This window comes from Paraburkholderia sp. RL17-383-BIF-A, assembly GCF_046028015.1.
Lineage (GTDB): Bacteria > Pseudomonadota > Gammaproteobacteria > Burkholderiales > Burkholderiaceae > Paraburkholderia.
In genome coordinates this window covers 222,783-246,467 of record NZ_JARESR010000001.1, presented here as the reverse complement: position 1 = coordinate 246,467, position 23,685 = coordinate 222,783, and the positions used below count along the sequence as shown (strand labels likewise).

The 23,685-nt window shown below is 60.3% G+C and carries 20 protein-coding genes and 3 pseudogenes; 12 read left to right on the top strand and 11 right to left on the bottom strand.

The window, feature by feature from the left end:
* Positions 1-15: 15 nt before the first annotated feature.
* From P0D71_RS01255 to P0D71_RS01230, 6 genes are all read left to right on the top strand, one after another.
* The gene (locus P0D71_RS01255; protein ID WP_408478929.1) at positions 16-1,584 is read left to right on the top strand and encodes a DUF3138 family protein; all 1,569 of its coding nucleotides are present in this window, start codon (positions 16-18) and stop codon (positions 1,582-1,584) included.
* Positions 1,585-1,655: 71 nt separating this feature from the next.
* A complete protein-coding gene (locus tag P0D71_RS01250; protein ID WP_408478927.1) occupies positions 1,656-2,948 on the top strand; it encodes an NAD(P)/FAD-dependent oxidoreductase in 1,293 nt (430 codons plus the stop codon).
* Positions 2,948-4,270, top strand: coding sequence for an NAD(P)/FAD-dependent oxidoreductase (locus tag P0D71_RS01245; protein ID WP_408478925.1), 1,323 nt, complete (start codon positions 2,948-2,950; stop codon positions 4,268-4,270). Before P0D71_RS01250 ends, P0D71_RS01245 begins: the two co-directional genes overlap by 1 nt.
* 351 nt (positions 4,271-4,621) lie before the next feature.
* Positions 4,622-5,311, top strand: a complete 690-nt coding sequence (locus P0D71_RS01240; RefSeq protein WP_408295568.1) for a DUF969 domain-containing protein — start codon at positions 4,622-4,624, stop codon at positions 5,309-5,311.
* Positions 5,311-6,261, top strand: coding sequence for a DUF979 domain-containing protein (locus tag P0D71_RS01235; RefSeq protein ID WP_408182942.1), 951 nt, complete (start codon positions 5,311-5,313; stop codon positions 6,259-6,261). The genes P0D71_RS01240 and P0D71_RS01235 overlap by 1 nt, the downstream gene beginning before the upstream one ends.
* 10 nt (positions 6,262-6,271) lie before the next feature.
* On the top strand, positions 6,272-7,282 hold the full coding sequence (locus P0D71_RS01230) for a DUF2891 domain-containing protein (protein ID WP_408478923.1): 1,011 nt from the start codon (positions 6,272-6,274) through the stop codon (positions 7,280-7,282).
* Positions 7,283-7,476: 194 nt separating this feature from the next.
* Here P0D71_RS01230 and P0D71_RS01225 read toward each other — a convergent pair whose 3' ends face one another.
* The gene (locus tag P0D71_RS01225) at positions 7,477-7,902 is read right to left on the bottom strand and encodes a PRC-barrel domain-containing protein (RefSeq protein WP_091807525.1); all 426 of its coding nucleotides are present in this window, start codon (positions 7,900-7,902) and stop codon (positions 7,477-7,479) included.
* 239 nt (positions 7,903-8,141) lie between these two features.
* Here P0D71_RS01225 and P0D71_RS01220 point away from each other — a divergent pair, with 239 nt between their 5' ends.
* The gene (locus tag P0D71_RS01220; protein ID WP_408478921.1) at positions 8,142-10,517 is read left to right on the top strand and encodes a DNA polymerase II; all 2,376 of its coding nucleotides are present in this window, start codon (positions 8,142-8,144) and stop codon (positions 10,515-10,517) included.
* 50 nt (positions 10,518-10,567) lie between these two features.
* Here P0D71_RS01220 and P0D71_RS01215 read toward each other — a convergent pair.
* A pseudogene (locus P0D71_RS01215) lies at positions 10,568-10,864 on the bottom strand (LysR substrate-binding domain-containing protein); the annotation flags it as partial.
* Between P0D71_RS01215 and P0D71_RS36145 the strand changes: the two are divergent.
* Both P0D71_RS36145 and P0D71_RS01210 read left to right on the top strand, forming a co-directional pair.
* Positions 10,858-11,070: pseudogene (locus P0D71_RS36145) on the top strand (aldo/keto reductase); the annotation flags it as partial. The pseudogenes P0D71_RS01215 and P0D71_RS36145 overlap by 7 nt on opposite strands.
* Positions 11,071-11,500, top strand: a pseudogene (locus tag P0D71_RS01210) (oxidoreductase); the annotation flags it as partial. It lies immediately after the preceding pseudogene.
* A gap of 161 nt (positions 11,501-11,661) precedes the next feature.
* Here the strand turns inward: P0D71_RS01210 and P0D71_RS01205 are convergent.
* From P0D71_RS01205 to P0D71_RS01195, 3 genes are all read right to left on the bottom strand, one after another.
* Positions 11,662-12,984, bottom strand: a complete 1,323-nt coding sequence (locus P0D71_RS01205) for a c-type cytochrome (protein WP_408478919.1) — start codon at positions 12,982-12,984, stop codon at positions 11,662-11,664.
* Positions 12,984-14,762: a GMC family oxidoreductase gene (locus P0D71_RS01200; protein WP_408478917.1), complete on the bottom strand. Its 1,779-nt coding sequence runs from the start codon at positions 14,760-14,762 to the stop codon at positions 12,984-12,986. The genes P0D71_RS01205 and P0D71_RS01200 overlap by 1 nt, the downstream gene beginning before the upstream one ends.
* 81 nt (positions 14,763-14,843) lie before the next feature.
* Positions 14,844-15,539: a gluconate 2-dehydrogenase subunit 3 family protein gene (locus P0D71_RS01195; RefSeq protein ID WP_091807519.1), complete on the bottom strand. Its 696-nt coding sequence runs from the start codon at positions 15,537-15,539 to the stop codon at positions 14,844-14,846.
* Positions 15,540-16,181: 642 nt separating this feature from the next.
* Here P0D71_RS01195 and P0D71_RS01190 point away from each other — a divergent pair.
* Complete coding sequence (locus P0D71_RS01190; RefSeq protein WP_408478915.1) at positions 16,182-17,123, top strand: AEC family transporter; 942 nt, start codon at positions 16,182-16,184, stop codon at positions 17,121-17,123.
* A gap of 142 nt (positions 17,124-17,265) precedes the next feature.
* Here the strand turns inward: P0D71_RS01190 and P0D71_RS01185 are convergent, their stop codons facing one another.
* The 5 genes from P0D71_RS01185 to P0D71_RS01165 form a co-directional block, all read right to left on the bottom strand.
* Complete coding sequence (locus P0D71_RS01185; protein WP_408295586.1) at positions 17,266-18,144, bottom strand: alpha/beta fold hydrolase; 879 nt, start codon at positions 18,142-18,144, stop codon at positions 17,266-17,268.
* A complete protein-coding gene (locus tag P0D71_RS01180; protein ID WP_408295589.1) occupies positions 18,134-18,358 on the bottom strand; it encodes a hypothetical protein in 225 nt (74 codons plus the stop codon). Before P0D71_RS01180 ends, P0D71_RS01185 begins: the two co-directional genes overlap by 11 nt.
* A 99-nt stretch (positions 18,359-18,457) precedes the next feature.
* The gene (locus tag P0D71_RS01175) at positions 18,458-19,048 is read right to left on the bottom strand and encodes a YoaK family protein (RefSeq protein WP_408478913.1); all 591 of its coding nucleotides are present in this window, start codon (positions 19,046-19,048) and stop codon (positions 18,458-18,460) included.
* 131 nt (positions 19,049-19,179) lie between these two features.
* Positions 19,180-19,869: a hydrolase gene (locus P0D71_RS01170; RefSeq protein ID WP_091803430.1), complete on the bottom strand. Its 690-nt coding sequence runs from the start codon at positions 19,867-19,869 to the stop codon at positions 19,180-19,182.
* A gap of 152 nt (positions 19,870-20,021) precedes the next feature.
* Positions 20,022-20,288 carry a hypothetical protein gene (locus P0D71_RS01165; RefSeq protein WP_091807509.1) on the bottom strand — a complete coding sequence of 89 codons (267 nt, stop codon included), beginning with the start codon at positions 20,286-20,288 and terminating at the stop codon, positions 20,022-20,024.
* 221 nt (positions 20,289-20,509) lie between these two features.
* Here P0D71_RS01165 and P0D71_RS01160 point away from each other — a divergent pair, with 221 nt between their 5' ends.
* Together P0D71_RS01160 and P0D71_RS01155 are read left to right on the top strand one after the other, a co-directional pair.
* Positions 20,510-21,646 carry an FAD binding domain-containing protein gene (locus P0D71_RS01160; protein ID WP_091809215.1) on the top strand — a complete coding sequence of 379 codons (1,137 nt, stop codon included), beginning with the start codon at positions 20,510-20,512 and terminating at the stop codon, positions 21,644-21,646.
* A gap of 376 nt (positions 21,647-22,022) precedes the next feature.
* Positions 22,023-22,844, top strand: a complete 822-nt coding sequence (locus tag P0D71_RS01155; protein WP_091807507.1) for an alpha/beta fold hydrolase — start codon at positions 22,023-22,025, stop codon at positions 22,842-22,844.
* A gap of 179 nt (positions 22,845-23,023) precedes the next feature.
* On the opposite strand, the gene P0D71_RS01150 is transcribed toward P0D71_RS01155, so the two are convergent.
* A complete protein-coding gene (locus tag P0D71_RS01150; protein ID WP_408478911.1) occupies positions 23,024-23,359 on the bottom strand; it encodes a BON domain-containing protein in 336 nt (111 codons plus the stop codon).
* Positions 23,360-23,685: the final 326 nt, after the last annotated feature.

The following is a 23,685-nucleotide window of genomic DNA, read 5'->3' as shown; positions in this document are numbered from 1 at the left end:
ATAAGGAGAATTTGAATGAGAAAGAAACTCATCTGTCTGTTGGTGGCGGGGAGTCTGCCTGGCATTGCCATGGCGGATGCCACCAGCGACCAGATCAAGGCGCTGCAGGCCCAACTGAATGCACTGCAAAAGGAAGTCAAACAGTTGCGCGCTGAAGTCGCCACCAAACCGAAGGCTGCCACGGCGGCGACCGCGGCCCCTGCCCCGGCGGTGGTGGCCGCGCCGGTGGATATCTCGTCGCCGGATTACGGCAAGGCTCAGGCGACGCTCACCAACGACGACGTGACGGCGATGAAGCAACAGATCGCCAATCAGCAGTTGAAGGTCGATTCGCTCGAAGACGCTGCGCAGACCGGGCCGATCGCCGGTCTGTCGGTGACGGGCTATATCGACCCGACCTACATCTATAACCGCGCGCAGAGCAGTTCGTCGTTCCTGTTCGCGAACCACGAAAGCAGCTACAACTACTTCAACAGCACGTTCGGCGATCTGTACCTCGACATCAAGAAGACCTTCGGTGTCGGCCCGATGGCGCCGTCGGCGGAAATTACGTTGATGCCGAATCGCGGCAACGGCATTACGCTGTTGCAGAATTCGCACGGCGATATCGGCAACAACATCCTGAACACGGCAGTGGTCAACGTGCCGCTGACGGCGAGCACGACACTCGTGGCCGGTTTGATTCCGAGCTTCGGAGGCTATGAAGTGCAGCAGTCGAATCAGATGCTCACGCTCACGCACAACCTGCTGTACGACTTCTCGGATCCGGGCAGCTACGTCGGGATCGGCGCGAACTACACGGCGGGCAACTGGGCATGGAAGTTCTTCCTCGGCAACGAGCAGTACCGCACGTATGGCGCGACGACGCAGATCGGCACCAACGCGCTGGGCGATCCGATCACGACCAGCAACAAGATCCCGACTTTCACCGCACGCACCGACTACACATGGTCGAGCGCGCTGGATATCGGCGGCTCGTTCAATATCGGGCGTCAGACCTTGCCTAGCTCGATCGACGATACCGGCGCGGTCCACTACGGCGTAGGCGGCCAGGCGCCGAGTTCGGGCGGCACGTTCTTCTTCACCGAAGCCGACCTGACCTACACGCTCGCCGACGTGCAGTACAACGCCGAGATCGACTACGGTCAGCAGCAGAACGCCGCGTACAACGGCGGCCAGGCACAATGGTATGGCCTCTCGCTGCTCGCACACCGCAAGTTCAATCTGCCGGTGGTGGGCCGCATGGGCGCGACCGTGCGCTATGACCTGCTGGTCGACAGCAAGAACGGCGGCGGCGGCGGTGGCATCGCGTTGAACGGCAACGGCATGGACACGGCGAACGGCTTCGGTATCGGCGCGGACTGTCTCGCCAATTCGCAGGCGAACGGCGGCCTTGGCTTCGAATGCAAGGGCGCGACCCGCCAGGATGTTTCGCTCGACCTGCTGTTCTATCCGACCCAGCAGATCACGGTCAAGGTGGAATACCGCCACGACTGGGCCAACAAACAGGTGTTCCTGAAGAACGACGGTTCGTATGGCAAGTCCAACGACCTGCTCGCGACACAGTTCATCTACTCGTTCTAATCCGACCTGCCGGCGCGTGGCCTTGCTGCAGGAAAGGCCACGCGCACAGGCACTTTGCGCATGCTCTGCCTATGCTCCGATTCTCGAACCAGCCTCACGTCGCCTCGTATTACGCTGCCACTGCCAACGACACCACCCGCCATCCCGCACTCGAAGAAACGATCAACGTCGATGTTTGCGTGATCGGCGCCGGCCTCACCGGCATCTCCACTGCGTTGAATCTCGCCGAGCGCGGCCATTCGGTCGCGGTGCTCGAAGCATCGAAAGTTGGATGGGCGGCGAGCGGCCGCAATGGTGGCCAGTTGATCGGCGGCTTTGCGTGCGATATCGATACGTTCGCGAAGTACATGCCCGCGGACGACGTGAAGCGCGTTTGGGACATGGGGATCGAAACCCTCGACATCGTCAAGGAACGGGTGGCGAAGCATCGAATCGATTGCGATCTGACCATTGGCTATCTGACCGCCGCCAATAAACCGCGCGATACCGATGCGTTGCAGAAATGGCGTGACGAAGCGCAGCGGCGCTTCGGCTACGAACGCTTCAGTTATGTCGACGCCGACGGCGTGGGCAATTACGTTCAGTCGCAACGCTACCTCGGCGGCCTGTTCGACGCGGATAGCGGCCATCTGCATCCTCTGAATTACACGTTGGGTCTGGCGCGCGCGGCACGCGAGGCCGGCGTGCAGATTTATGAAGACAGTTGCGTTACGGCCTTGCGTGAAGAAAACGGCCGACATGTCGCGCAAACCGAGCGCGGCAAAGTGCGGGCGCGCTTCGTCGTGCTTGCCTGCAATACCTATCTCGGCAAGCTCGCGCCGGAGGTGGCCAACAAGATCATGCCGGTCGGCACTTACGTGATCGCCACCGAACCGCTCGACCCCGATCGCGCCGAAGCGCTGATGCCCGCCAAAGCCGCCGTATGCGACAGCCGCTTCGTACTCGACTACTTCCGGCCCGCGCCCGATAACCGCTTGCTTTGGGGCGGCAAGGTGAGCTATTCGACGTTCGCGCCGCGTAACCTCGGCGAAGCGATGCGCCGCGATATGCTCAAAACCTTCCCGCAACTCGACGATGTCAAAATCGACTATGCGTGGGGTGGTTTCGTCGACATCACCATGAATCGCGCGCCGCATTTCGGCCGGCTTTCGCCCACCATCTATTTCGCGCAGGGCTTCTCGGGGCACGGCGTGAATACTACCGGCCTCGCGGGTAAGCTGATCGCCGAAGCGATCCACGGTCAGGCGTCGCGCTTCGATCTGTTCGGCAAGATTCGTCACCGCGACTTTCCTGGCGGCGCTACACTGCGCACCCCTGCCCTCGTACTCGCCATGGCCTGGTATCGAATGAAGGACCTGCTTTGATGAATGCCCCCACGCCCGGCTTCAACACACTCGACCTGCGCGCCGACGCGCTGATCGCCAACTCCTATTACGAAGCGAGCGCCACCCGCCCGCTGACCGACGACCCCACGCTCGACGGCACGCTCGAAGCCGACGTGTGCGTGATCGGCGCGGGCTTCTCCGGTTTATCGGTAGCACTGGAGTGTCGCGCCCGTGGCCTATCGGTGGTCGTGCTCGATGCTCACCGTCCCGGCTGGGGCGCGTCGGGCCGCAACGGCGGACAGACACTGGTAGGTTTCGCGAAAGACGAGATCATGGAGCGCCAACTCGGTCTGGAAGGCGCGCGCGCCGCGTGGGCGATGTCGGTGGAAGGCGTGGCGCTCGTGCGCGAGCGCATCGAGTGCTACGGCATCGACTGCGATTTCACGTCCGGCTATCTGACTGTCGCAACCAAACCGAAACGCGTGCCCGATCTGCGTTCGTGGATGGAGTCGGCTTCGCAACGCTGGGGTTATACGAAACTCTCGTGGCTCGATACCGACGAAGTCCGTTCGCGGGTCGCGTCGCGACGCTATCTGGCCGGTGTGTACGATCCGTTCTCCGGCCATCTGCATCCGCTCAAGTACTGTCTCGGTCTCGCCGATGCGGCGCGCCGAGAGGGCGCGCAATTGTTCGCGCATTCGCCGGTCATCGAGGTCGTGCGCGGTGCGCGGCCGGTCGTGCGCACCGCTCGCGGCGAAGTGCGCTGCCGCTTCGTCGCGGCATGTGGCAACGCCACGCTCGGCAACGTGCTGCCTGCGCCGATCGCCGCGCGCATCGCACCGATCGCGTCGTATATCGTCGCCACCGAATCGCTCGGCAAGGAGCGCGCGGATGCATTGATCAAAGGACGCGAGGCGATTTGCGACAACAACTTCTTTCTCGACTATTTCCGTTTGTCGGCGGACCATCGCGTGCTGTTCGGCGGACGGGCGAGTTCGACCGGAGCGTCGCCCGTGCAACTCGGTGAAGAGATTCGCCAACGCATGATCGCCGTGTTCCCGCAACTCGCCGATGTGAAAATCGACTATGCGTGGGGCGGTTTTGTCGATGTGACGCGAAATCGCGCGCCCGATTTCGGCTCGATCGATCCGAATTACTTTTACGTGCAGGGGTTTTCCGGGCACGGCGTCGCGTTGACCGGCATTGCCGGGCGCGCGGTGGCCCAGGCAATGGCGGGTGAGACCGCTGCCTTCGATCTGTTCGCGCAGTTGCGCCATGCGCGCTTTCCAGGCGGCCCGGCGTTGCGCGGGCCGGCGCTCGAACTCGGGATGATGTATCACCGGATTCTCGAGCTGTTCTAGTCGTCGTCACTTCTTGAAACGGCACAGCGCAAGCGCCGCTGTGCCGTCTTAGCCGTCTCTGCGGTATTCGCGCTTTCGGCACCCATGGCGCGCCACGTTCGCGGCGCGTAACGCCAGATCCGCCTCTCTCGCTCCCTCTGCCCGAACACCCCCTCTTCTAGGCGTTTACCCGCAATACATAATTCGTCGACTATTTATCGATAAATTATCGTGTTAGATTTCTTCGCCCACGAGCCATTGCAACCCGGCGCAACCTGTCAGCGCTTACGTGCAACCGCCCTCGCCAGCACCAGGCAACGCCTCCAGCAGCACACAACAACGACACACCAGCGAAGTAGCAAGGAGAACAGCATGTGGGTTTTAATCGGCGTGCCGATCGTCGTACTCGGCTTCGCATTGCGCTTCAATGCGCTATTGGTCGTGACGATCGCGGGGATCGCTACGGGCGTCGCCGGCGGCTTGCAACCGGTCGAGATCGTCAGCGCATTCGGTAAGGCATTCGCGGATAACCGCTATATGGGTCTGATCTGGCTGACGCTGCCGGTCATCGCACTATTGGAGCGCAACGGTCTGAAAGAGCAGGCCAAACACCTGATTTCACGTCTGCACGCCGCCACCACCGGCCGCGTGCTGATGCTGTACTTCGTGATCCGCCAGGTCACCGCCGCACTCGGTCTGACGTCACTGGGTGGGCACGCGCAGATGGTGCGTCCGCTCATCGCGCCGATGGCCGAGGCCGCCGCCGCGAACCGCTACGGCGACTTACCCGATGCGGTACGCCAGCAGATCCGCGCGAATGCATCGGCGGTGGACAACATCGCCGTGTTTTTCGGCGAAGACATTTTCATTGCGATCCAGTCCATCCTGCTGATCAAGGGCTTCCTCGAACAGAACGGCATCTCGGTCGAACCGCTGCAAGTGTCAGTTTGGGCGATTCCCACGGCCGTGGCGGCACTCGTGATTCATGTCGTGCGCCTGATCCTGCTGGACAGTAATCTCTCGCATAAGATGACCGCGTACGGCCGAGGTATCGCGCGATGATGATCAAACTCGAATCGCTCTACGTGCTGGCCGGTTTGATGTTCGCCGCGTTCGCCCTCTTCAATCTGCAAGACCGTTCGAATCCGCGCCGCATTGCCAATTTTCTGTTCTGGGGAATCTACGCGCTCACCTTCATGTTCGGCGGAGAACTGCCGCACTTCGTAACCGGCTGCCTCGCCATCGCACTCGCCGTGATCGCCGGCTCCGGCAAGCTCGGCAAAGGCAAGACGGACAACAGTACCGAAGCCGCCGCCGCGCGCCGCGAAGCGAATGCGCAACGCTTCGGCAACAAGCTGTTCATTCCGGCGCTGCTGATTCCGTTCATCACGTTGCTCGGCACCTTGACGCTGAAACACGCGCCGTTCGTCGAAGCGAAGAACGTCACGTTGATTTCGCTCGTATTGGGCACGCTGGTTGCGTTCGGCGCGGCGCTCTTCATGTTGCGCGACTCGCCGGTGCATGCTTTGAAAGACGCGCGGCACACCATGGATACCGTCGGCTGGGCCGCCATTCTGCCGCAGATGCTGGCGGCCCTCGGCGCACTGTTCGCCGTCGCGGGCGTGGGCCACGTGGTGTCGGATCTGGTGAAAACGTGGATTCCGCTCGATTCCGCCTTCGCGGTGGTGGCGGCTTACACGTTCGGCATGGCGATCTTCACGATGATCATGGGCAACGCATTCGCCGCGTTTCCCGTCATGACGGCAGGTATCGGCTTGCCACTGATCGTGCATCAATTCCACGGCAACCCCGCCATTCTGGGTGCGATCGGCATGCTGTGCGGCTTTTGCGGCACTTTGATGACCCCAATGGCGGCCAACTTCAATATCGTGCCAGCAGCGCTGCTGGAGCTGAAAGATCAGAACGGCGTGATCAAGGCGCAGTGGCCGACCGCTTTGCTATTGTTGATCGTCAACACCATACTGTTATATCTGTTCGTATTCCGCTTTTGAGGAGGCGCCAATGACTACCCAACTCACTCGCGAATTCGCATCGAAATTCGCCAATCTCGCACTCGCCCACCTCACGCGCGAATACCCGAACAAGCTGACGCACTCCCTCGCCGGACCGCAGGACGTGCAAGGTCCGCGCGCGCTGCATCCGATTTTTTACGGCAGCTACGACTGGCATTCGTGCGTGCACGGCTACTGGTTGATTCTGCATCTGCTTGAACGCTTTCCCGATCTGCCGGAAGCGGCGCACATTGTCGCGGTGGTCGACGAGCATTTCACCGCGGAGAACGTGGCCGGTGAAATTGCCTATCTCGATCTGCCGCACAACCGTGGTTTCGAGCGGCCTTATGGTTGGGCATGGTTGCTCGCGCTCAGCGCGCAACTCGAATCGCTAAAGCTCTCGGAGGCCGCGCGCTGGTCGAAAACTTTTGCGCCGCTTACCAGGGTGTTTGTCGAACGCTTCGAGGAGTTTTTGCCGAAAGCGACCTACCCGCTGCGCGTGGGCACGCACTTCAACATGGCCTTCGCATTGGCGTTGACACTGGATTTCGCGCGGCAAACGTCGCGTGAATCGCTGGAAGCACTGGTCGTGAATACCGCGGAACGCTGGTTTGTCGACGACGTAGCATGTCAGGCATGGGAGCCCGCTGGCGACGAATTCCTCTCGCCTTCGCTCATGGAAGCGGAACTCATGCGCCGCGTGTTGCCGCCCGCGCAATTCGTCGACTGGTTCGGCCGCTTTCTGCCGAACCTCGGCGTGAAAAAGCCCGCCACACTGTTCGAGCCCGTCACCGTGACGGATCGCACCGACGGCAAGATCGCTCACCTCGACGGTCTGAATCTGAGCCGCGCATGGTGCCAACGCTCGCTGGCGCGCGCATTGCCGGCAGGCGATATTCGCCGTACGGTCCTGTTCGATGCTGCCGAGCGCCACCTGCAAAGCGCGCTGCCGCACGTGGCCGGCGACTATATGGGCGAGCATTGGCTCGGCACGTTCGCGACGCTCGCGCTGGAGGCTTGATTTAAGGCCTGATTCAAGGCCTCGAATCCAATTGCCACTAGCGGCCTCGTCCGCTGAAAAAACGAAAGCGGCGCTGCATGCGCGAAACGGTTTCTCTCATCAACCGTTTCGCGCTGCGAGCGCCGCTTTTTCATGATCGAGTACACGCGAGCCGCTTCTTGCGGCTCAGCCGGCGAACACGCCGGCTTTCTGCATTACTGGCCCGTCAGCTTTTTCGGCTTCGGCGGCGCTTGAACCTTGTTGTACTGGAACGCGGGAGTTGCCTTCAACGCGTCTTTGGTGGCACCGGCCAGATAGAAATTACCCTGACGGATATCGAGCGCCGCGATGGGCACCGCAACGTCGTGCGACGCCACGCCGAGGAACCCGCCGGCGGAGACGATTGCAGCGGACAGCGAGCCATCTGGCGCCACCACCAGATCACGAACCGTACCGATCTTCTCGTTCTGGTCGTTGTACACCGTTTTGCCGAGAATGCTCTTCTTCACACTCCAGCCGCTCAGCAGCGCATTCGACTGCTCGACGGTGATGCTCAGCGGTTGCGTGCCGGCGACTTGCGCGTGCGCACTCAGACTGGTTGCAGCTACTGCGACCACAACAACAAGTTTACCCAAAGTCATATCGTTCACTCCGTATTTAAAGACTTGACTGGCACATGGGCTGTGCCAGAAGGAATCGCTGCAGCACGATCATACAGATTGCGCCGCGCGGCTGCATCCAGCGTGGCGGAAGGCCACACACGGCCAACATCAGGTGGCAGGTCGAGCCTCCCCGGCAACGCTCGGGAATGACGCAACGGCTCGAAGCGCATGGCGGTAAAATCGTGCCAGGCGATCACGCCTGCTTTAGAGGTGGAAGTTTGACTGAGCTTGAACAGGGTTTCATTTTGACCCGACATTGGCGGGATACGCCCGCCGGCACGGAAGTCGAATTCTGGCTGGCAACGGACAGCGGGCCCCGTCACATCCGTTTGCGTCCTCAACCTTCGGTTGCGTTTATTCCCGTTGAGCACTGCGAGCGAGCGGAAACGATCCTGCGCCGCGAGGCGCCACTCGATCTGCGTCCGCTCGATCTCCGCGACTTTCAGCATCGGCCGGTCATGGGACTTTACTGTCAGCAGTACCGGCAATTGACCGGTTTCGAAAAACGCCTGAAGCAAGGCGGCGTCGACGTCTACGAAGCCGACATATTCCCGCCGGAGCGATACATGATGGAGCGTTTCATCACCGCGCCGGTGTGGTTCGGCGGCGAGGCGCGGAGCAGCGACCATCACGGCCCGCTTCTGAACAGCGAACTCAAGCCGGCCACCGGTTATCGCCCGCCCCTGAAACTGGTTTCGCTCGACATCGAAACCAGCGCCCACGCCGAGTTGTATTCGATCGCGCTGGAAGGTTGCGGACAGCGCCAGGTGTATATGCTGGGGCCGTCCAATGGCGACGCGAGCACGCTCGACTTCGACCTCGAATACTGCGAAACCCGCGCACAGTTGCTGGAAAAACTGAATGCATGGCTGGAACGGCATGATCCCGATGCGATCATCGGATGGAATCTGGTGCAGTTCGACCTGCGTGTGCTGCAGCAGCACGCCGAACAATATCGCATACCGCTGCGGCTCGGCCGCGGTGGTGCAGTCATGGAATGGCGCGAGCACGGACTCAAACAGAACCACTTCTTCGCCGGCGCCGCGGGGCGGCTGATTATCGACGGCATCGAGGCGCTGCGCTCCGCGACGTGGAGTTTCCCTTCGTTCAGTCTCGAACATGTCGCGCGTTCCGTGCTGGGCGAAGGCAAGTCGATCGACAATCCGTATCAGCGCATGGATGAAATCCAGCGCCGCTTCGACGAGGACAAACCCGCGCTCGCTCAGTACAACCTCAAGGACTGCGAGCTCGTCACACGCATCTTCGCGAAGACGGACTTGCTGCCGTTCCTGCTGGAGCGCGCGAGCGTCACCGGACTGCCGGCGGATCGCAGCGGCGGATCGGTGGCGGCGTTCACGCATCTGTACATGCCGCGCATGCATCGGCAAGGCTATGTCGCGCCCAATCTCGGCGACGTGGCCGGAGCCGCGAGCCCCGGTGGCTTCGTGATGGATTCGCGCCCCGGGCTTTACGACTCCGTGCTGGTGCTGGACTATAAGAGCCTGTATCCGTCGATTATCCGCACGTTTCTGATCGACCCGGTCGGTCTGGTGGAAGGCATGCTGAATCCCGCCGACGATCAATCCGTGCCCGGTTTTCTCAACGCGCGCTTTTCACGCACGCGCCATTGCTTGCCGTCGATCGTTGGGCAGGTCTGGCAAGGCCGGGAAACCGCCAAACGCGAGAACAACAAGCCGCTTTCGCAGGCATTGAAGATCATCATGAACGCCTTTTACGGCGTACTGGGATCGACCGGCTGCCGCTTCTTCGATCCGCGTCTCGCCTCGTCGATCACCATGCGCGGCCACGAAATCATGCATGCCACGCGCGAACTGATTCAAGGCGAAGGCTACGAAGTCATTTATGGCGACACGGATTCGACCTTCGTCTGGCTCAAGCACGCACACAGCGAGGAAGACGCGAGCCGCATCGGCCGCGCGCTAGTCGAGCATATCAACGGATGGTGGCGGCAGAATCTGCAGCAGCGCTTCGGACTCGACAGTGCGCTCGAATTGCAATTCGAGCGGCATTACCGGCGCTTCTTCATGCCGACCATTCGCGGTGCCGAGGAAGGCAGCAAGAAACGCTACGCAGGCCTCACGGTGTTGCCGGACGGCAGCGAGGACATCGTCTATAAAGGGCTTGAAACGGTCCGCACGGACTGGACACCGCTCGCGCAACAGTTTCAGCAGGAACTCTACCGGCGCATCTTCACGCAGCAGCCTTATCAGGACTACGTGCGCGACTATGTGCGCGACACGCTCGAAGGTAAGCTCGACGATCAGCTCGTGTATCGCAAGCGTGTGCGCCGGCCGCTCGGCGAATATGAGCGCAATGTGCCGCCGCATGTGCGGGCGGCGCGGGTGGCGGACGAGTTCAATCGGCGGCAAGGGCGTCCGCTGCAATACCAGAACGGCGGCTGGATCAGCTATGTGATGACGGTGGCCGGCCCCGAGCCGCTGGAAACGCTGCGCTCGGCCATCGATTACGAACACTATCTGACGCGGCAATTGCAGCCTGTAGCCGACGCGATCCTGCCGCTGCTGCGTGATGATTTCACCACCTTGATGTCAGGGCAAAGGGCGTTGTTTTAAGGCGGTGCCAGCATCGGGCGAATCGGCGATGATCGCGTCTCAGGCGCTCATTACTGACCCGCCCACGCAGCCGGCCTGCGCGCCCGCGTTCCACTGCCGAGCGCCTCGACCAGATAGTCGACGAACGACGCGATCCGTGATGAAATCGCCGTATTCCGGTAATAGACGGCTTGAATCGGCTGCCGCACGTCTTGCGTGTGGCGCGTAAGGACTTGCATGAGCCGCCCGGCTTCACGGTCCTGCGTGGTCATGAAATCCGACAGGCAGACGATCCCGTTGCCTTCGAGCGCGAGTTGTCTCAGCGTCTCGCCGCTCGACGAACTCACCGTGGGCTCGATGTGCCCCGGATAACGAGGTGCCGCTCGAGACGTTCATGACAGCGCTTGCCGACGTGCAAGCAAAAGGCCTGACGCGGCAGATCGGTATCTCGAACTTCAATATCGAACTGACGAAGCAGGCGATCGCCGCGGTCGGCAAGGACGCGATCGCAACCAATCAGATCGAGTTGAGCCCGTATTTGCAGAGCCGCAAGCTGGTCGAATACCTGCGCAGCATGACGCTGCCGAACCGCATCGTGATGCAGCCCATGACGCGCTGGCGCGCCAGCCAACCCGGCGACGAAGCCAACGACCTGATGGCCGCCTATTATGCGCAACGCGCGGGCGCGGGCCTCATCGTCAGCGAAGGCACCTATATTTCGCCACTCGGCAAGGGCTACGCATGGACGCCCGGCATTCACACGCCCGCGCAGGTCGCCGGATTGCGCAAGGTGACCCACGCCGTGCACGCCGCCGTGCAGCCGCATCTTCGCGCAGCTCTGGCACGTTGGACGGCTGAGCCACACGAGCCTGCTCGGCGGCCGGCAGCCCGTGTCGTCGTCGCCGATCCAGGCCGAGGGCGTGAACGTGTTCATTGCCGGCGACGACGGCAGCACACCCGGATTCGTGCAGGCGTCCGCGCCGTGCGCGATTGCCGACGACGAAGCGCTCGCCACCTTCTAAGCAGCGTGGCAAAGTGGACTCGTTACGATCATCGACGCTTTGCCCTCGTCCATTCGCAGCCGGGCTACCGGGAGGATCAGAAAAACGTCCTGAATTACGGCTGAAAACTACTGATCGAATCTGCGCTGAAGGCGCCATGAGACTTACGGCGTGTCAGCCACCGACACCGTCGGAGCCACCTTCACCAACGACTTGCGCACTTTGCCCACCTGGCGCTCGGTCGCTGTGCCGCCCCGGTTGCCCCAACTGGTTTGCACGAAAGTCACTACGTCCGCTATCTGTCGATCGCTCAGAATGGCTGCATACGGACCCATCGTGATGGCCGAGGGCGCAGTGCGTGTCGCCGGCATCGAGCCGCCCGACAGAACGATGTGAATCGCCGACGTCGGATCGTCGGTCTGCAATACCGGATTGCCCGCCAGCGCCGGGAATGCCTTGCCGTTCCCCGTGCCGTCAGAGCGATGACAACCGGCGCAACGGTCGAGATAGATCTGCGCGCCGGCACTGGGCACCTGTCCGTGATAAAGCGCGGTCGCAACCGTTGCGTCGTAGCGATACGGCTGCGCCGCGTCCTTGTGCGGCGACAGCGACTTCAGATAAGCCGCAATGCCCGTCAGGTCGGCTTCATTCAGATGCTGCATCGAATTCACGACCACGTCGTTCATCGCGCCGAATGAGGCGATATGTGCGTTGCGCCCGCTTTTCAGAAACGCCACGATGTCCTCAGTCGACATGGCCGCAAGACCGTCTCCATGTTCGTTGCGCAGCGACGGTGCAATCCAGCCGTCTATCGATGCCCCGCCCGCGAGGTAGACCGGATCGGCATCGTCGCCTAGCGACAACTCCTGAAGCCCGACGCCTCGCGGTGTATGACAGCTTCCACAATGTCCGAGGCCCCGCACCAGATAGGCGCCACGCGCGACTTCCACCGGTGTGCCCGCCGGTGCGACGTACGGTTTCGGTCCGGGTCCGAAGACCCAGCCCCAAACCGTCAGCGGCCAGCGCATCGACAATGGCCATGGAATGTCGTTATCGCGGTTCGCCTGCCTGACGGGCGCTACGCCGTACATGAAGTAGGCATAGAGCGCATGCATGTCCGCATCGTCGATATGCGCATACGATGGATACGGCATGGCCGGATAAACCGCATACCCGCTCTTCGTTCTTCCCCGGCGCATCAACGTCGCGAAGTCGTCGTAGGTCCAGGCGCCGATGCCGCTTGTCTTGTCCGGAGTGATATTCGTCGAGTACACCTTGCCGAGCGGTGTGCCGAGCGGATAGCCACCTGCGAATGGCTTGCCGTTCTTCGCCGTGTGACAGGCAATGCAGTCGCCTGCACGCGCGAGGTATGCGCCGCGCTCGACCTGCGCCGCGTCCGCAGCCGGCGCGGCGTCCGCGCCCGAGGGAAGCACCAGCATGCAGACGGCCGCCATCGCGCCGCAGCGCAGGCTATCGATATATTTCATCACGCATCCACCAGTGGCCGCGGGTCTTTCAGGTACTGCGTCCTGATCGCTTTCGCCGACCAGTAAGCCAGCGCGGCGACCGCGCCCGTGGGGTTATAGCCGAGGCCCACCGGAAACACGTTGGAGCCGATCGCAAAGACGTTATGCACGTCCCAGCTTTGCAGATAGCGGTTCAACGCACTCGTCTTCGGATGCTCGCCCATGATCAGGCCGCCGGCCCAATGCGTGGTCTGATACGGCCGCACGTCGAAGTGATCGCCGAAGTTCTTTTGCGTGACCGTATAGTCCTTCGGCCCCATTGCCTTTGCGACCTGGACCAGCTTGTCGGTCACGAAACGGGTCATGCGAATGTCGTTGTCTTTCCAGTCGAACGTAAAACGCAACAGCGGTTGCCCGTATTTGTTCTGATATGTCGGATCGAGATCGAGATAACAATCGCGATAGGCCATGTTAGTGCCGTTCGAGTCGATCGACACCGTGTTCACGTAGTTATCTTTGACTGCTTTCTTCCACGTGCTCCCCCATTTAGGGGTTCCCGCCGGCACCGCTATGCCCGAAATCGGCTTGGCTCCCGCCGGGTTGCACCACAGCGCCGCACCGCCGACAAAGCCGTGGGGGCCATGGTCGAAGTTATCTGCGTTGAAATCGTCGAACGCGACGCTGTTGCCGCCGGCGCCGATAAATGGATTGCTATTCGTCCCCGGTTCGAAAAAAACCTGGATATTCGAAAGCATCTGATACGACACGTTCTTGCCGACAGTACCCTCACCGCTCACCGGGTCGTATTGCTGGCCGATTCCCGACAGCATGAAAAGATGTGCGTTGTTATAGGCGAAGGTGCTCGCTATGACAATCCTGGCGGGTTGTGCGACAACTTTACCTGCGGCATCGACATACTCGACACCGGTGGCGACCTTGCGCGTCCTGTCGAGCGTAATTCGCAACACCGTGCAGTTGGGCCGGAGTTCGAAGTTCGGCAAACCGCGCAATGCCGGTAGGATATTCACATTGGGCGACGCTTTCGAATAGTTGTAGCACGCGTAGCCCGAACAATACCCGCAGAAGTTGCACGGTCCCATCTGGCAACCATACGGATTCGTATAGGCTGCCGACACCGTGGCCGACGGCGCGCGAAATGGATGGAAACCCAATTCGCGCGCCGCTTTCATGAAAATATGAGGACCATAGGGTACTTTCTGCGCGGGCAGCGGAAAAGCACCCGAGCGGTCTGCTTCGAACGGATTGCCATCTCCCACAACCTGGCCGTTCACTCGGTACGCCTGCCCCGACGTGCCGAATACTTTTTCGGCGAAGTCGAAATGCGGTTCCAGCTCTTCATAAGACACACCAAAATCCTGCAGTGTCATGTTCTTCGGAATGAACTTTGCACCGTAACGCTCAACGTAGTGCGAGCGCAGCCTGAGCTCCTCCGGATAAATCCGCCAGTGCTGGCCTGCCCAATGGAGACCCGCGCCGCCAACCCCTTCACCCGGTTTGAATGCGCCTATCTGCCGATACGGCAACGCCGTATCGTTCATGTTGTGACGGAAGGTGAACGTACTTCGCGCCATATTCTGAAACAGCTTGAAACGCTGCAGATAGGTCAGTTCGTCCAGCGTGGTCGGATACGCACCGTCCGGATACGTATCGCGGTATTGCCCACGTTCCAGCGCGAGCACCTGCAAGCCGGCTTCGGTCAACTCCTTCGCCATGATGGCGCCGGCCCAGCCAAAGCCGACGATCACCACGTCGACGCCTTTCATCGTTTGGTCTGTCATTGAATTATCCTGGTGGGACCGCGTTGATTCCCGCGCACCTCGCGCCTGCAACGGCATTGATCGACATGGAAGATGAGGCGCTCAGGCGCTGGATACCGGCGCAAGCGGGTAGCGCTTCCCATACTGTTCGACCCAGTCGATATAGTCGGCTCTTGCCCCAGGGAAATTGATCATCTTCCACGCCGCCATATCGCGATTGCCTCCGTGCTTCGGATCGCAGAAATAGCCTTCGTGCGTGTTCTGCAACAGTTGCGCAAAGAAGTCCACTGCGGGCACGTCGCCGATACCCAGCTTGCCCGATTCCAATTCGCCAATCATGCTGTCGCGCGTACTGGCGTCGAGCTCATCGAAGCGTTTCGAAAACCGCTTGCGCACCTGTTCGTCCAGTCCGGCCAACGCACTTCGGTACAGCGCCCGGGGGCTGAATTCGAGCTGATAGCCGAGCGTCGCGGGCCCTGCAACGAAGGGCCCGTGCATGTACCAAAGGGCGCCATAGCCGTAGGGCGTGTTCATCTGGCTGTCGATGAATTCCGGCACGCCCGCCTCAATCGCACCTGGCCCTTCGCTGTCCGCAGGGATCAGGCGATCGACCAGCGCGACAAGCACGCTCCATTCGTCGGGCGTAAAGTAGCTGGGCGTCCAGTTCGGTGTGTTGCCTGCTGTCGAACTCGCCGCAACGCCGGCCACGCCGGCGCCGATTGCCACGGCGGCCGGTCCCGCGCTCGCGACACTACGCAGAAACGCGCGGCGCCCCGGAGAAATTCCAACCCGTTTCATACAAACGCTCCGATATGGATTGCGGGATGGCCATAGCGGACATTCTGAAATCCAGTATTGTGATCATACGGCCGAGCAAGCCACGTCCTCTATCCAATCGGCGCGAACATATTGCGCTGGACGCTAGTTGCAAGTCATCCTACCCAGCGATTCTGCTAATGAAATTAGGCCGGACTGAATAGTTATTAAAAATTACGCCACCTCGTCTGAAGCGCCACGTGACGCCGAAGCTCAACGCTGATCTTCCCCGGCCAACTCTTGGGCTTGGAACCTCGATAGATTCGTCTGTCCGCCACAAACCTATCCTTCGAAGTCCTGCAGGTTTTCGATGCAATCGATCGAACCGGCTGTCGCGCGACCGTCATACATCTGGGGGCGTGTGGTCGCCGAGGAAGGACAGAGCCCCAAAAAGCCGGCAAATGGCGTGCGTGAAAGAAACTTAACGTACAGCTCAAAAAAATCTGTATCACGCGTTCGCTTGAATCGATCTCGTACATCCGGCACCGTTAATAATGCTTCATGTTTTCCTAAAGACTTAATGCGCGCCGATCAATAGACTTCGTTGCCGCAATAGAGGTGGCCTCCGTCGATTACGACATTCAACGGCGCCCGACGTGGACGCCATCACACGGGCAACGACAGATGATTCACGAGACAGCTTACGCGCTAGTGCCGTTCTTCTTTTCTATGGCGACAGGCTATCTGGCGGGCAAGCTCGCTCGGGGCAGCATGCCGTTATCTTCGATCAATACCATGCTGGTCGACTACGCGCTGCCGTTCGCGCTGTTCCTGTACACAGCCAAGATGCAGCGCACCAGCCTCGACAGCCACCTCGTGCTGATCCTCCTGCTGATAGCGGTAATGCTGGTGCCGTACGTCGCGTCGCTTGCGTTGTCGCGTTTTCTTTTCAAGGTGGCGCCGTCGAATGCGGCCGTCCGCGCGGTCACTATTGGTATGCCGAACTTTGCCGCGGTCGGCCTTCCGCTTTTGCATAGCGTCTACGGTGAAGCAAGCGACTTGACCGTCGCGCTTGCGATCACGACCGCCTCGGTTGTGATGTCGCCAGCCGGGTTGATCCTGCTCGAACGTGCAAAGACTCGCGAGAACGACGGCGCGCACTCGAATCTGCTGGCAAAGGCGTTGATCACGACATTCGTCAAGCCGATCGTGATCGCACCGCTTCTCGGTGTGCTGGTTTCGCTTGCGGGTTGGCAGTTGCCGGGGCTCATGGTGCAGTCACTCAATATCATCGGCAGCACGACAGCGGGCCTGGCGTTGTTTTCGACCGGGTTGATACTGGCGTCACAACCTTTCCGGCTGGATAAGGAAGTATGGGTTGGCGTGGCGCTCAGCAACGTGATCCAACCGCTGATCGCCTATTTGCTGGTCGTGGTGTTCGCGCTGCCGAAGCCGATTGCCGGTCAAGCCATTTTGCTCTCGGCGATTCCATGTGGTTCGTTCGGCATTCTGTTCGGCTTGTCGTACGGCGTACAGGACACGCCATCGGGCACGACGCTGGTCGCCTCGAGCGTCTTGTCGATTTTCACCCTGACCGCAACAATCTTCCTGCTCGGCTATCTTTGACTCGCGCCGCGAGTGTTTTGCGCATGCGGTCGGGTTTGGCCATGCATCATGCTTCTGCCGGTCAACCGGCCGCGGATTACGCCCCGCGGCCGGGCACTTCAGCTATCGTGCGGCTGGTAGCCGCGGAGCGTCCGACGGCCAATCAATTCCCAGTCCAGCCCCGCAGGAAATCCACCAGCAATTCGTTGACCCGTTCCGGCTGTTCCTCCTGGGGCAAATGCCCGCAATGCGAGATCGGTTCGGCACGGAGGTTGTTTGCCATGCCTTCCCAGACAGCCTTCATGTCGAACATGCCGCCCACCGCATAGAAGTCTTCACCCCACAGCGCCATAGTCGGGCACGCAATTTTCACGTCCGCGTCGACCAGATCCTGAGCGACGTCCTCGGAATTCGCGCGATAGTCCGACATTGCGCCTCGCACCGCGCCCGGCCGCTTGTACGCTTTCACGTACGTATCGAAGTCCGCGCCTTCGATCGTGTGCGGGTTGTAGCACCAGTCGGCGAAAAAGTGATGCAGCCACGCGTCTTCCTTCCCCGCGATCAGCGTTTCCGGTAGGTCCGCGACCAGATGGAACAGAAAGAACCAGTACGCACGCGCTGTTTGTGGATTCATGTTTTGTGCGACCACCCGCGTCGGCACGTTATCCATCACGACGAGCCGATCGACCCGTTCAGGATGATCCTTCGTCAGCCGAGTGGCCACGCGCGCGCCGCGATCGTGCCCGACGAGCGCGACCTTGCCGATCCCCAGTTCGTCGAGCAGACTAATGATGTCCATGGCCATGTTCCGCTTGTCGTAGCCGGAACCGGGTTTGTCGGTTTCGCCATAGCCCCGCAGGTCCGGCGCGATGACCCGATAGTGCTGGGCCAGCACGGGAATCTGATGACGCCACGCAAAGCTCGTCTCGGGGAAACCGTGCAGGAGCACGACAACCGGGCCGCTACCGGCATCGAGGAAATGCTGCCGGATGCCGTTCGCACGCAGCGTGTGGTGAGTGACTGCCGTCGCTTCAGTTGCCATTTTTCGTTTTCCGAAAGTGATGAAAGACAAGGTAGGCGCCCGGGTCATCGACCGGGCGCGGCTTCGTAATTGACCGGCAGCCAGTCATATACGCAAAAAAAGCATCGCGTCCACGCGTTCGACGCAGTTGCGAATTTTTATTGAAGATCGCGCGGCTCATGCCGCCCTTCACCGCCTGATCGATATCGGTGACCAGATGGCCGGTTCGCGACAAGCTAACCGCTTGCCTTCGGCATCGCCCTTCTCTTCCAGGCAAGAAATAACAAAATGGCCACTGGGAATGTAATCGCGAGAAAAGAAAATTCGACGTAGGTCAATGCGCCGCCAACCGCGCCGACAGCAAAGCCGCACATCGCCGCCAACGTCGATTGGAGGCGCCCTCGAACCGGCTGCCCATGCCCGCCCGCGGCGCCCCCCGGTGTATCAGCTCGATCACGTCGAGCACGATCTGCGTCACGTTTCCGGTCATCACCGTGTTCGGCAGCCCCGTGACCATCAGCAACCTGCCACGCGCGTTCTGCACGCCCATCGCCATGGTTCCCAGTACGCCGCACGCCAGCACCATTGATGCATTCGATGCCTTGATTGGCGTCGCGATCAAGCCTGTCACAAGGAATGAAACGAGCAGCATTGCCTGAAACAGGTACAAAGCGCTCGCAGCATCCGCCGGATGATTGCGCTCCAGAAACTTGAAAATAACGCTGCTCAGCGCAATGCCGACTATAAAAGACGGAAACGCCAGCAGCTTCAGCAGCACACCTTGCCCCCCGCCTGCGAACTCCGCGCCGATCAGTACGAAGTTGCCCGTGACATGCGCGGTGAAGAGTCCGAACAACGCAACGAACCCGACGGTGTCAACGTAGCCCGCTATCAGCGCAAGAATCGTGTCTTCGTGTTTATTCATGAACGATTCCCCGGAAAGCGGAAGGCCGGCTCCGGCGCGGACGTATTGAAAGTCATGGCGATCCTGATAGGGGGCGCGCCGTTTTTCACGCACGGGGCTATTCGTGTAAAGCGGGCGCTCGCCGCGACTTATTATTTCTTTGCCGGCACCGGCGCCAGAACCTCGTGCGTCCCCGCCGCGCGCTGGGCAGCCTTGTGCACCATGGTGTAGGCATAGTCCACGCCCATCCCGTACGCGCCCGAATGCTCTTTGGCAATCGCCATGACTTCGTTGTAAGTCTCCTTGTGTGCCCAATCGCGTTGCCACTCGAGCAGTACCTGTTGCCAGGTCATCGGAACCACGCCGGCCTGGATCATTCGCTGCATTGCATAGTCATGCGCGTCCTTCGAGGTGCCGCCCGACGCGTCGGCGACCATATAGATTTCGTAGTCACCTTCGGCCATGGCGCACAGCGCAAACGTGTTGTTGCAAACCTCGGTCCACAAACCTGCCACCACTACCTTTTTTCGGCCATTCGCAGCAAGCGAGTCACGAACCTTCTGGTCGTCCCACGAATTCATGGACGAGCGTTCGAGCACCTTGTGCTCCGGAAATACGTCCAGCAACTCCGGGTACGTATAGCCAGAAAAACTTTCGGATTCCACCGTCGTAATAGTGGTGGGAATGTTAAACACCCGCGCTGCCTTCGCAAGTCCTACTACGTTGTTCTTAAGTACCTGACGGTCGATAGACTGGACCCCAAAGGCCATTTGCGGCTGTTGGTCGATGAAGATGATCTGCGAGTTTGCAGGCGTGAGGACTTCCAGTTTCGGATTTGCCATGGCGTTGTACGTCCTAGAAGTTGAGTGAACATGAGAAGACAGGCCGCACTCGCGAGAAGTGCGAGGAAGACTGAAGCCCAGTCTATCCAGAGCTTTTCACCCAGTCCTTGGCAGAGCCCTTAATAGTTCTTAATAGAACGCACGGGAAGATATCAGCGACCGATCGGGACACAGAATACAGTCGCCACGAATTCGACAAGCTTCTGCTCGACCGTCAAGGCGCCGCGCACCCGCTTGCAGTTGATCCGATCGCCAGAACATCCGGTCCGCACCATGCCTGTTCTGCGTCCGCGGTTGAGGCCTGGTGCAATGAGTTCAGTCAGGAAACCGGACAGAATCTCTCCGGTTTCACAAAAATTCAGCGCGGCATCAGGATTTTCTTTGCCGTCGGCGATACGCTGCTCGGTACTGTCACCCATTCGCACCATGTTCAATCGCTCGCAAAAGGAACGACCATGTCACCTCTTCCCGCCGCCAGGTGCATGCCGCCTGTGACAGGTGGGTGAATCACTCGAACGCCTGAACAGTTGATAGCGGGAAGCGTAGTCACGCTGGCCGATCTGCGTGACATGCCTTTGGGCGGCGACAGTCTGCGCCGGCAAATAGACGTATGGAGGATCGACATGGCATCGCCAACAGCATGAAAATTGCAATCGCGGGTGGTTCAATCGCAGGGCTCGCATGCGCATTGACGCTGACATGCACGGGCCACGACGTGCACGTCTACGAGCGCTCTGCAGGACCGCTGCGGGGTCGTGGTGGTGGAGTCGTGGTGCTGCGGCAGATGCTGCGGTTTCTCGAACAGCACGGCCATCGAACCCGCGCGATGCTTGCGGTGCCGACGCACCGACGGCGCTGGATCGATATCGACGGCAATGTGACGCGCGACGATCCCGAGCTGCTCCCGTTTTCATCGTGGGACGCCGTCTACCGGTCGCTGTGCAGCATGTTGCCGCCCGCTTCGCTTCACTACGGGCGCAATGTAGCGAGTGTTGCCGAAGACGCGGACGGCGTCGAAATCCGTTTCGACGACGGCGCGGCGCCGGTTCGCGCAGACATTTTGATCGCCGCGGACGGCACCGGCTCGCGGCTTCGTTCCGCGCTGTTTCCCGGTAACGCCTCGTCGTACGCAGGTTACATCGCGTGGCGCGGGGTGGTGAGTGAAAACGCTTTCAACCGCGTGGAGGTGGTGGATCTGATCGAGAACATGACGCTCTACCGTTCAGATGCCGAACTATTCATGACATTCCTCATTCCCGCGCTGAATGGCTCGCTCGACACAGGCATGCGCCGGTTCAATTGGCTCTGGTACAGAAACGAACCCGACGAGTCATCAATCGGCGCGTTCCTGACCGGACGCGACGGTCATCGGCACCACGCATCAGTCCCGCCTGGGGAGCTGTCGGAACAGTCGCTTGCCTATCTGCATCGGGCGGCGCTCGATGGGCTGCCTCGCGCGTTATCGCAACTGGTGGCCGCGACGCACGCGCCATTCCTGCAAGCCATCTCCGACGCCCTGAGCCCCTCGTTCGCCAAAGGGCGTATCGCTCTAGTGGGCGACGCAGCCTGCACGCTACGACCTCACACTGGCTCGGGCACCTCCAAGTCCGCCGACGACGCCGTGAGCCTCGCCGAAGCGCTGGCAACCACATCTGGCAAGGACGTCGTGCAGGTACTCGACCGTTGGGCCGCCATGCGGCGCGGTGCCGTCGCCCCGTTGCTTCTGAAAGGCCCCCGGTTGGCGCAGTCGTTCGGACTTGGCTATCCGTCAACCTGATCGCGATCAGCAGAACGTCATTGAAACTCGTTAGCCGAAGTGGCCGCGTGACCGCCACATGCATTTCGAGTTAATAAGAATTAAGGATTATGAAGTTCAAACAAACTACCGAATCCGTACTATCGGAGCCTGAGATGTCTCGTCATGCGTTACCACTACGACACATCCACCAACAACACAAGACTGGAGAAAAATGGCTAATCAATCGGGAATTGCATCGGCGAATCGAAGGCAGGTGCTTGTAGCGGGCGCGGGCGCAGCCGGCGCGGCGATCGCCGCCATGGCCGCACCGACCGTCGCGATGGCCGCTGGATCCGCCAGCGGAAATGCACATGCGGGCAATTCACCCCACCCACAACATGGAGAGCGCCATACGATGAATACGGTAACGACTAAAGACGGTACACGCATCTTCTTCAAGGATTGGGGCAGCGGCAAGCCGGTCGTCTTCTCGCACGGCTGGCCGCTCGATGCCGACGCGTGGGATCCACAAATGCTGTTCCTGGTGCAGAAAGGCTACCGGGTCATCGCCCACGACCGCCGCGGCCATGGCCGCTCCGATCAGCCGTCCCACGGCAACGACATGGACACCTACGCAGACGATCTGGCTGCGGTGATCAACGCGCTCGACCTGAAGGGCGCCATGCTCGTTGGCCATTCGACTGGCGGCGGCGAGATTGCACATTACATCGGCCGCCATGGCACCTCGCGTGTGGCCAAGGTCGTGCTGATCGGCGCAGTGCCGCCGATCATGGTCAAGACCGAAAGCAATCCGAACGGCCTGCCAATGTCGGTATTCGACGGCATTCGTGCGAGTGTCGCGAGCAACCGCTCGCAGTTCTACAAAGATCTCGCTGTGCCGTTCTTCGGTTTCAATCGGCCCAACGCGAAAATCTCGCAGGGCACGATCGACGAGTTCTGGCGCGAAGGTATGCTCGGCTCGGTCCAAGGCCAGTACGAATGTATCAAGCAGTTCTCGGAGGTCGACTACACGGCAGATCTGAAGAAGATCGACGTGCCGACGCTGGTCCTTCACGGCGACGACGATCAGATCGTCCCGATCGACCAGGCGGGTCGCCTGTCAGCGAAGATCGTGAAAAATGCCACACTGAAGGTCTATCCAGGTGCGCCCCATGGCATGTGCACGACCGAGGCGGATAAAGTGAACGCCGATCTGCTGGAGTTCCTGCAGAGCTAACGCGCATTCGAGTGTTGCGCTTGCATCGTTAAACGCAGCGCTCCTTGTCGATGCGCGGGCCCTGGCTGTTTAGCGCAGCCGGGGCCCGCAAACGCGCGATCCTGCTTCCCAATGCAGGACGGGTTCGATTTTCTTCTGGTTTCCCGCGGCCCACCATTTACTGGCCACCGCCTTCTTCCTCAACGATCACACGGTTGTCGACGGCCGCCACATGCGGAACACGTTTGGCAACATTGCGCCACCTGAATCTGTGCTGCATCGGGCACCGTACCCACCAGAGAAACGGTTCCGTTTTTGACGAGCACCGCAATGTTGCTGGCGTTCAACCCTTTGGTCGAATACAGCGCGTGACGAACAGCCTTCGACAATTGTCGGTTCTGCAAACGGATCGACGCCTTTGTCATTCCTGCACCGGCGTGGGATGCCACGGCGTCATTATTCGATTGGGCAATGGCAGCGGTTGAGACGAGCGCGACGACGGCAGCGCAAGCCACGACGAGTGCGGAAATTCGCATGATGTTTTCCTGTTGATTGGAGTGAATTGAGATCGGCCGAAAAGGCCATGTCAGCGTGGGCGAGTTCGCTCCCCATGCAACGATTTCATCTTAATCAGCTCCGCTTCCAGCGGGTCAGTGAAACGTTGTTAAAACTCGTTAACCGAACTGGTTGGGTAAGCGGCACATGAGTTTCGACCTGATAGGGGTCACGCATTCTGAAGTTCAAGACAACTATCGAATCCGTATGAATGGAACCTGTGATGTTTCATCGCGAATCGCCACGAAAACATATCTACAAGTATCGCTGGCCGCTTGCGACACTGATACCCATAACTCGAATTAAG

What these genes read in the sequence shown, in the direction of transcription:
- P0D71_RS01255 (WP_408478929.1), top strand. Translation starts at nt 16, where the DNA reads ATGAGAAAGAAACTCATCTGTCTGTTGGTGGCGGGGAGTCTGCCTGGC.
- P0D71_RS01250 (WP_408478927.1), top strand. Translation starts at nt 1,656, where the DNA reads ATGCTCCGATTCTCGAACCAGCCTCACGTCGCCTCGTATTACGCTGCC.
- P0D71_RS01245 (WP_408478925.1), top strand. Translation starts at nt 2,948, where the DNA reads ATGAATGCCCCCACGCCCGGCTTCAACACACTCGACCTGCGCGCCGAC.
- P0D71_RS01240 (WP_408295568.1), top strand. Translation starts at nt 4,622, where the DNA reads ATGTGGGTTTTAATCGGCGTGCCGATCGTCGTACTCGGCTTCGCATTG.
- P0D71_RS01235 (WP_408182942.1), top strand. Translation starts at nt 5,311, where the DNA reads ATGATCAAACTCGAATCGCTCTACGTGCTGGCCGGTTTGATGTTCGCC.
- P0D71_RS01230 (WP_408478923.1), top strand. Translation starts at nt 6,272, where the DNA reads ATGACTACCCAACTCACTCGCGAATTCGCATCGAAATTCGCCAATCTC.
- P0D71_RS01225 (WP_091807525.1), bottom strand. Translation starts at nt 7,902, where the DNA reads ATGACTTTGGGTAAACTTGTTGTTGTGGTCGCAGTAGCTGCAACCAGT.
- P0D71_RS01205 (WP_408478919.1), bottom strand. Translation starts at nt 12,984, where the DNA reads ATGAAATATATCGATAGCCTGCGCTGCGGCGCGATGGCGGCCGTCTGC.
- P0D71_RS01200 (WP_408478917.1), bottom strand. Translation starts at nt 14,762, where the DNA reads ATGACAGACCAAACGATGAAAGGCGTCGACGTGGTGATCGTCGGCTTT.
- P0D71_RS01195 (WP_091807519.1), bottom strand. Translation starts at nt 15,539, where the DNA reads ATGAAACGGGTTGGAATTTCTCCGGGGCGCCGCGCGTTTCTGCGTAGT.
- P0D71_RS01190 (WP_408478915.1), top strand. Translation starts at nt 16,182, where the DNA reads ATGATTCACGAGACAGCTTACGCGCTAGTGCCGTTCTTCTTTTCTATG.
- P0D71_RS01185 (WP_408295586.1), bottom strand. Translation starts at nt 18,144, where the DNA reads ATGGCAACTGAAGCGACGGCAGTCACTCACCACACGCTGCGTGCGAAC.
- P0D71_RS01175 (WP_408478913.1), bottom strand. Translation starts at nt 19,048, where the DNA reads ATGAATAAACACGAAGACACGATTCTTGCGCTGATAGCGGGCTACGTT.
- P0D71_RS01170 (WP_091803430.1), bottom strand. Translation starts at nt 19,869, where the DNA reads ATGGCAAATCCGAAACTGGAAGTCCTCACGCCTGCAAACTCGCAGATC.
- P0D71_RS01165 (WP_091807509.1), bottom strand. Translation starts at nt 20,288, where the DNA reads ATGGGTGACAGTACCGAGCAGCGTATCGCCGACGGCAAAGAAAATCCT.
- P0D71_RS01160 (WP_091809215.1), top strand. Translation starts at nt 20,510, where the DNA reads ATGAAAATTGCAATCGCGGGTGGTTCAATCGCAGGGCTCGCATGCGCA.
- P0D71_RS01155 (WP_091807507.1), top strand. Translation starts at nt 22,023, where the DNA reads ATGAATACGGTAACGACTAAAGACGGTACACGCATCTTCTTCAAGGAT.
- P0D71_RS01150 (WP_408478911.1), bottom strand. Translation starts at nt 23,359, where the DNA reads ATGCGAATTTCCGCACTCGTCGTGGCTTGCGCTGCCGTCGTCGCGCTC.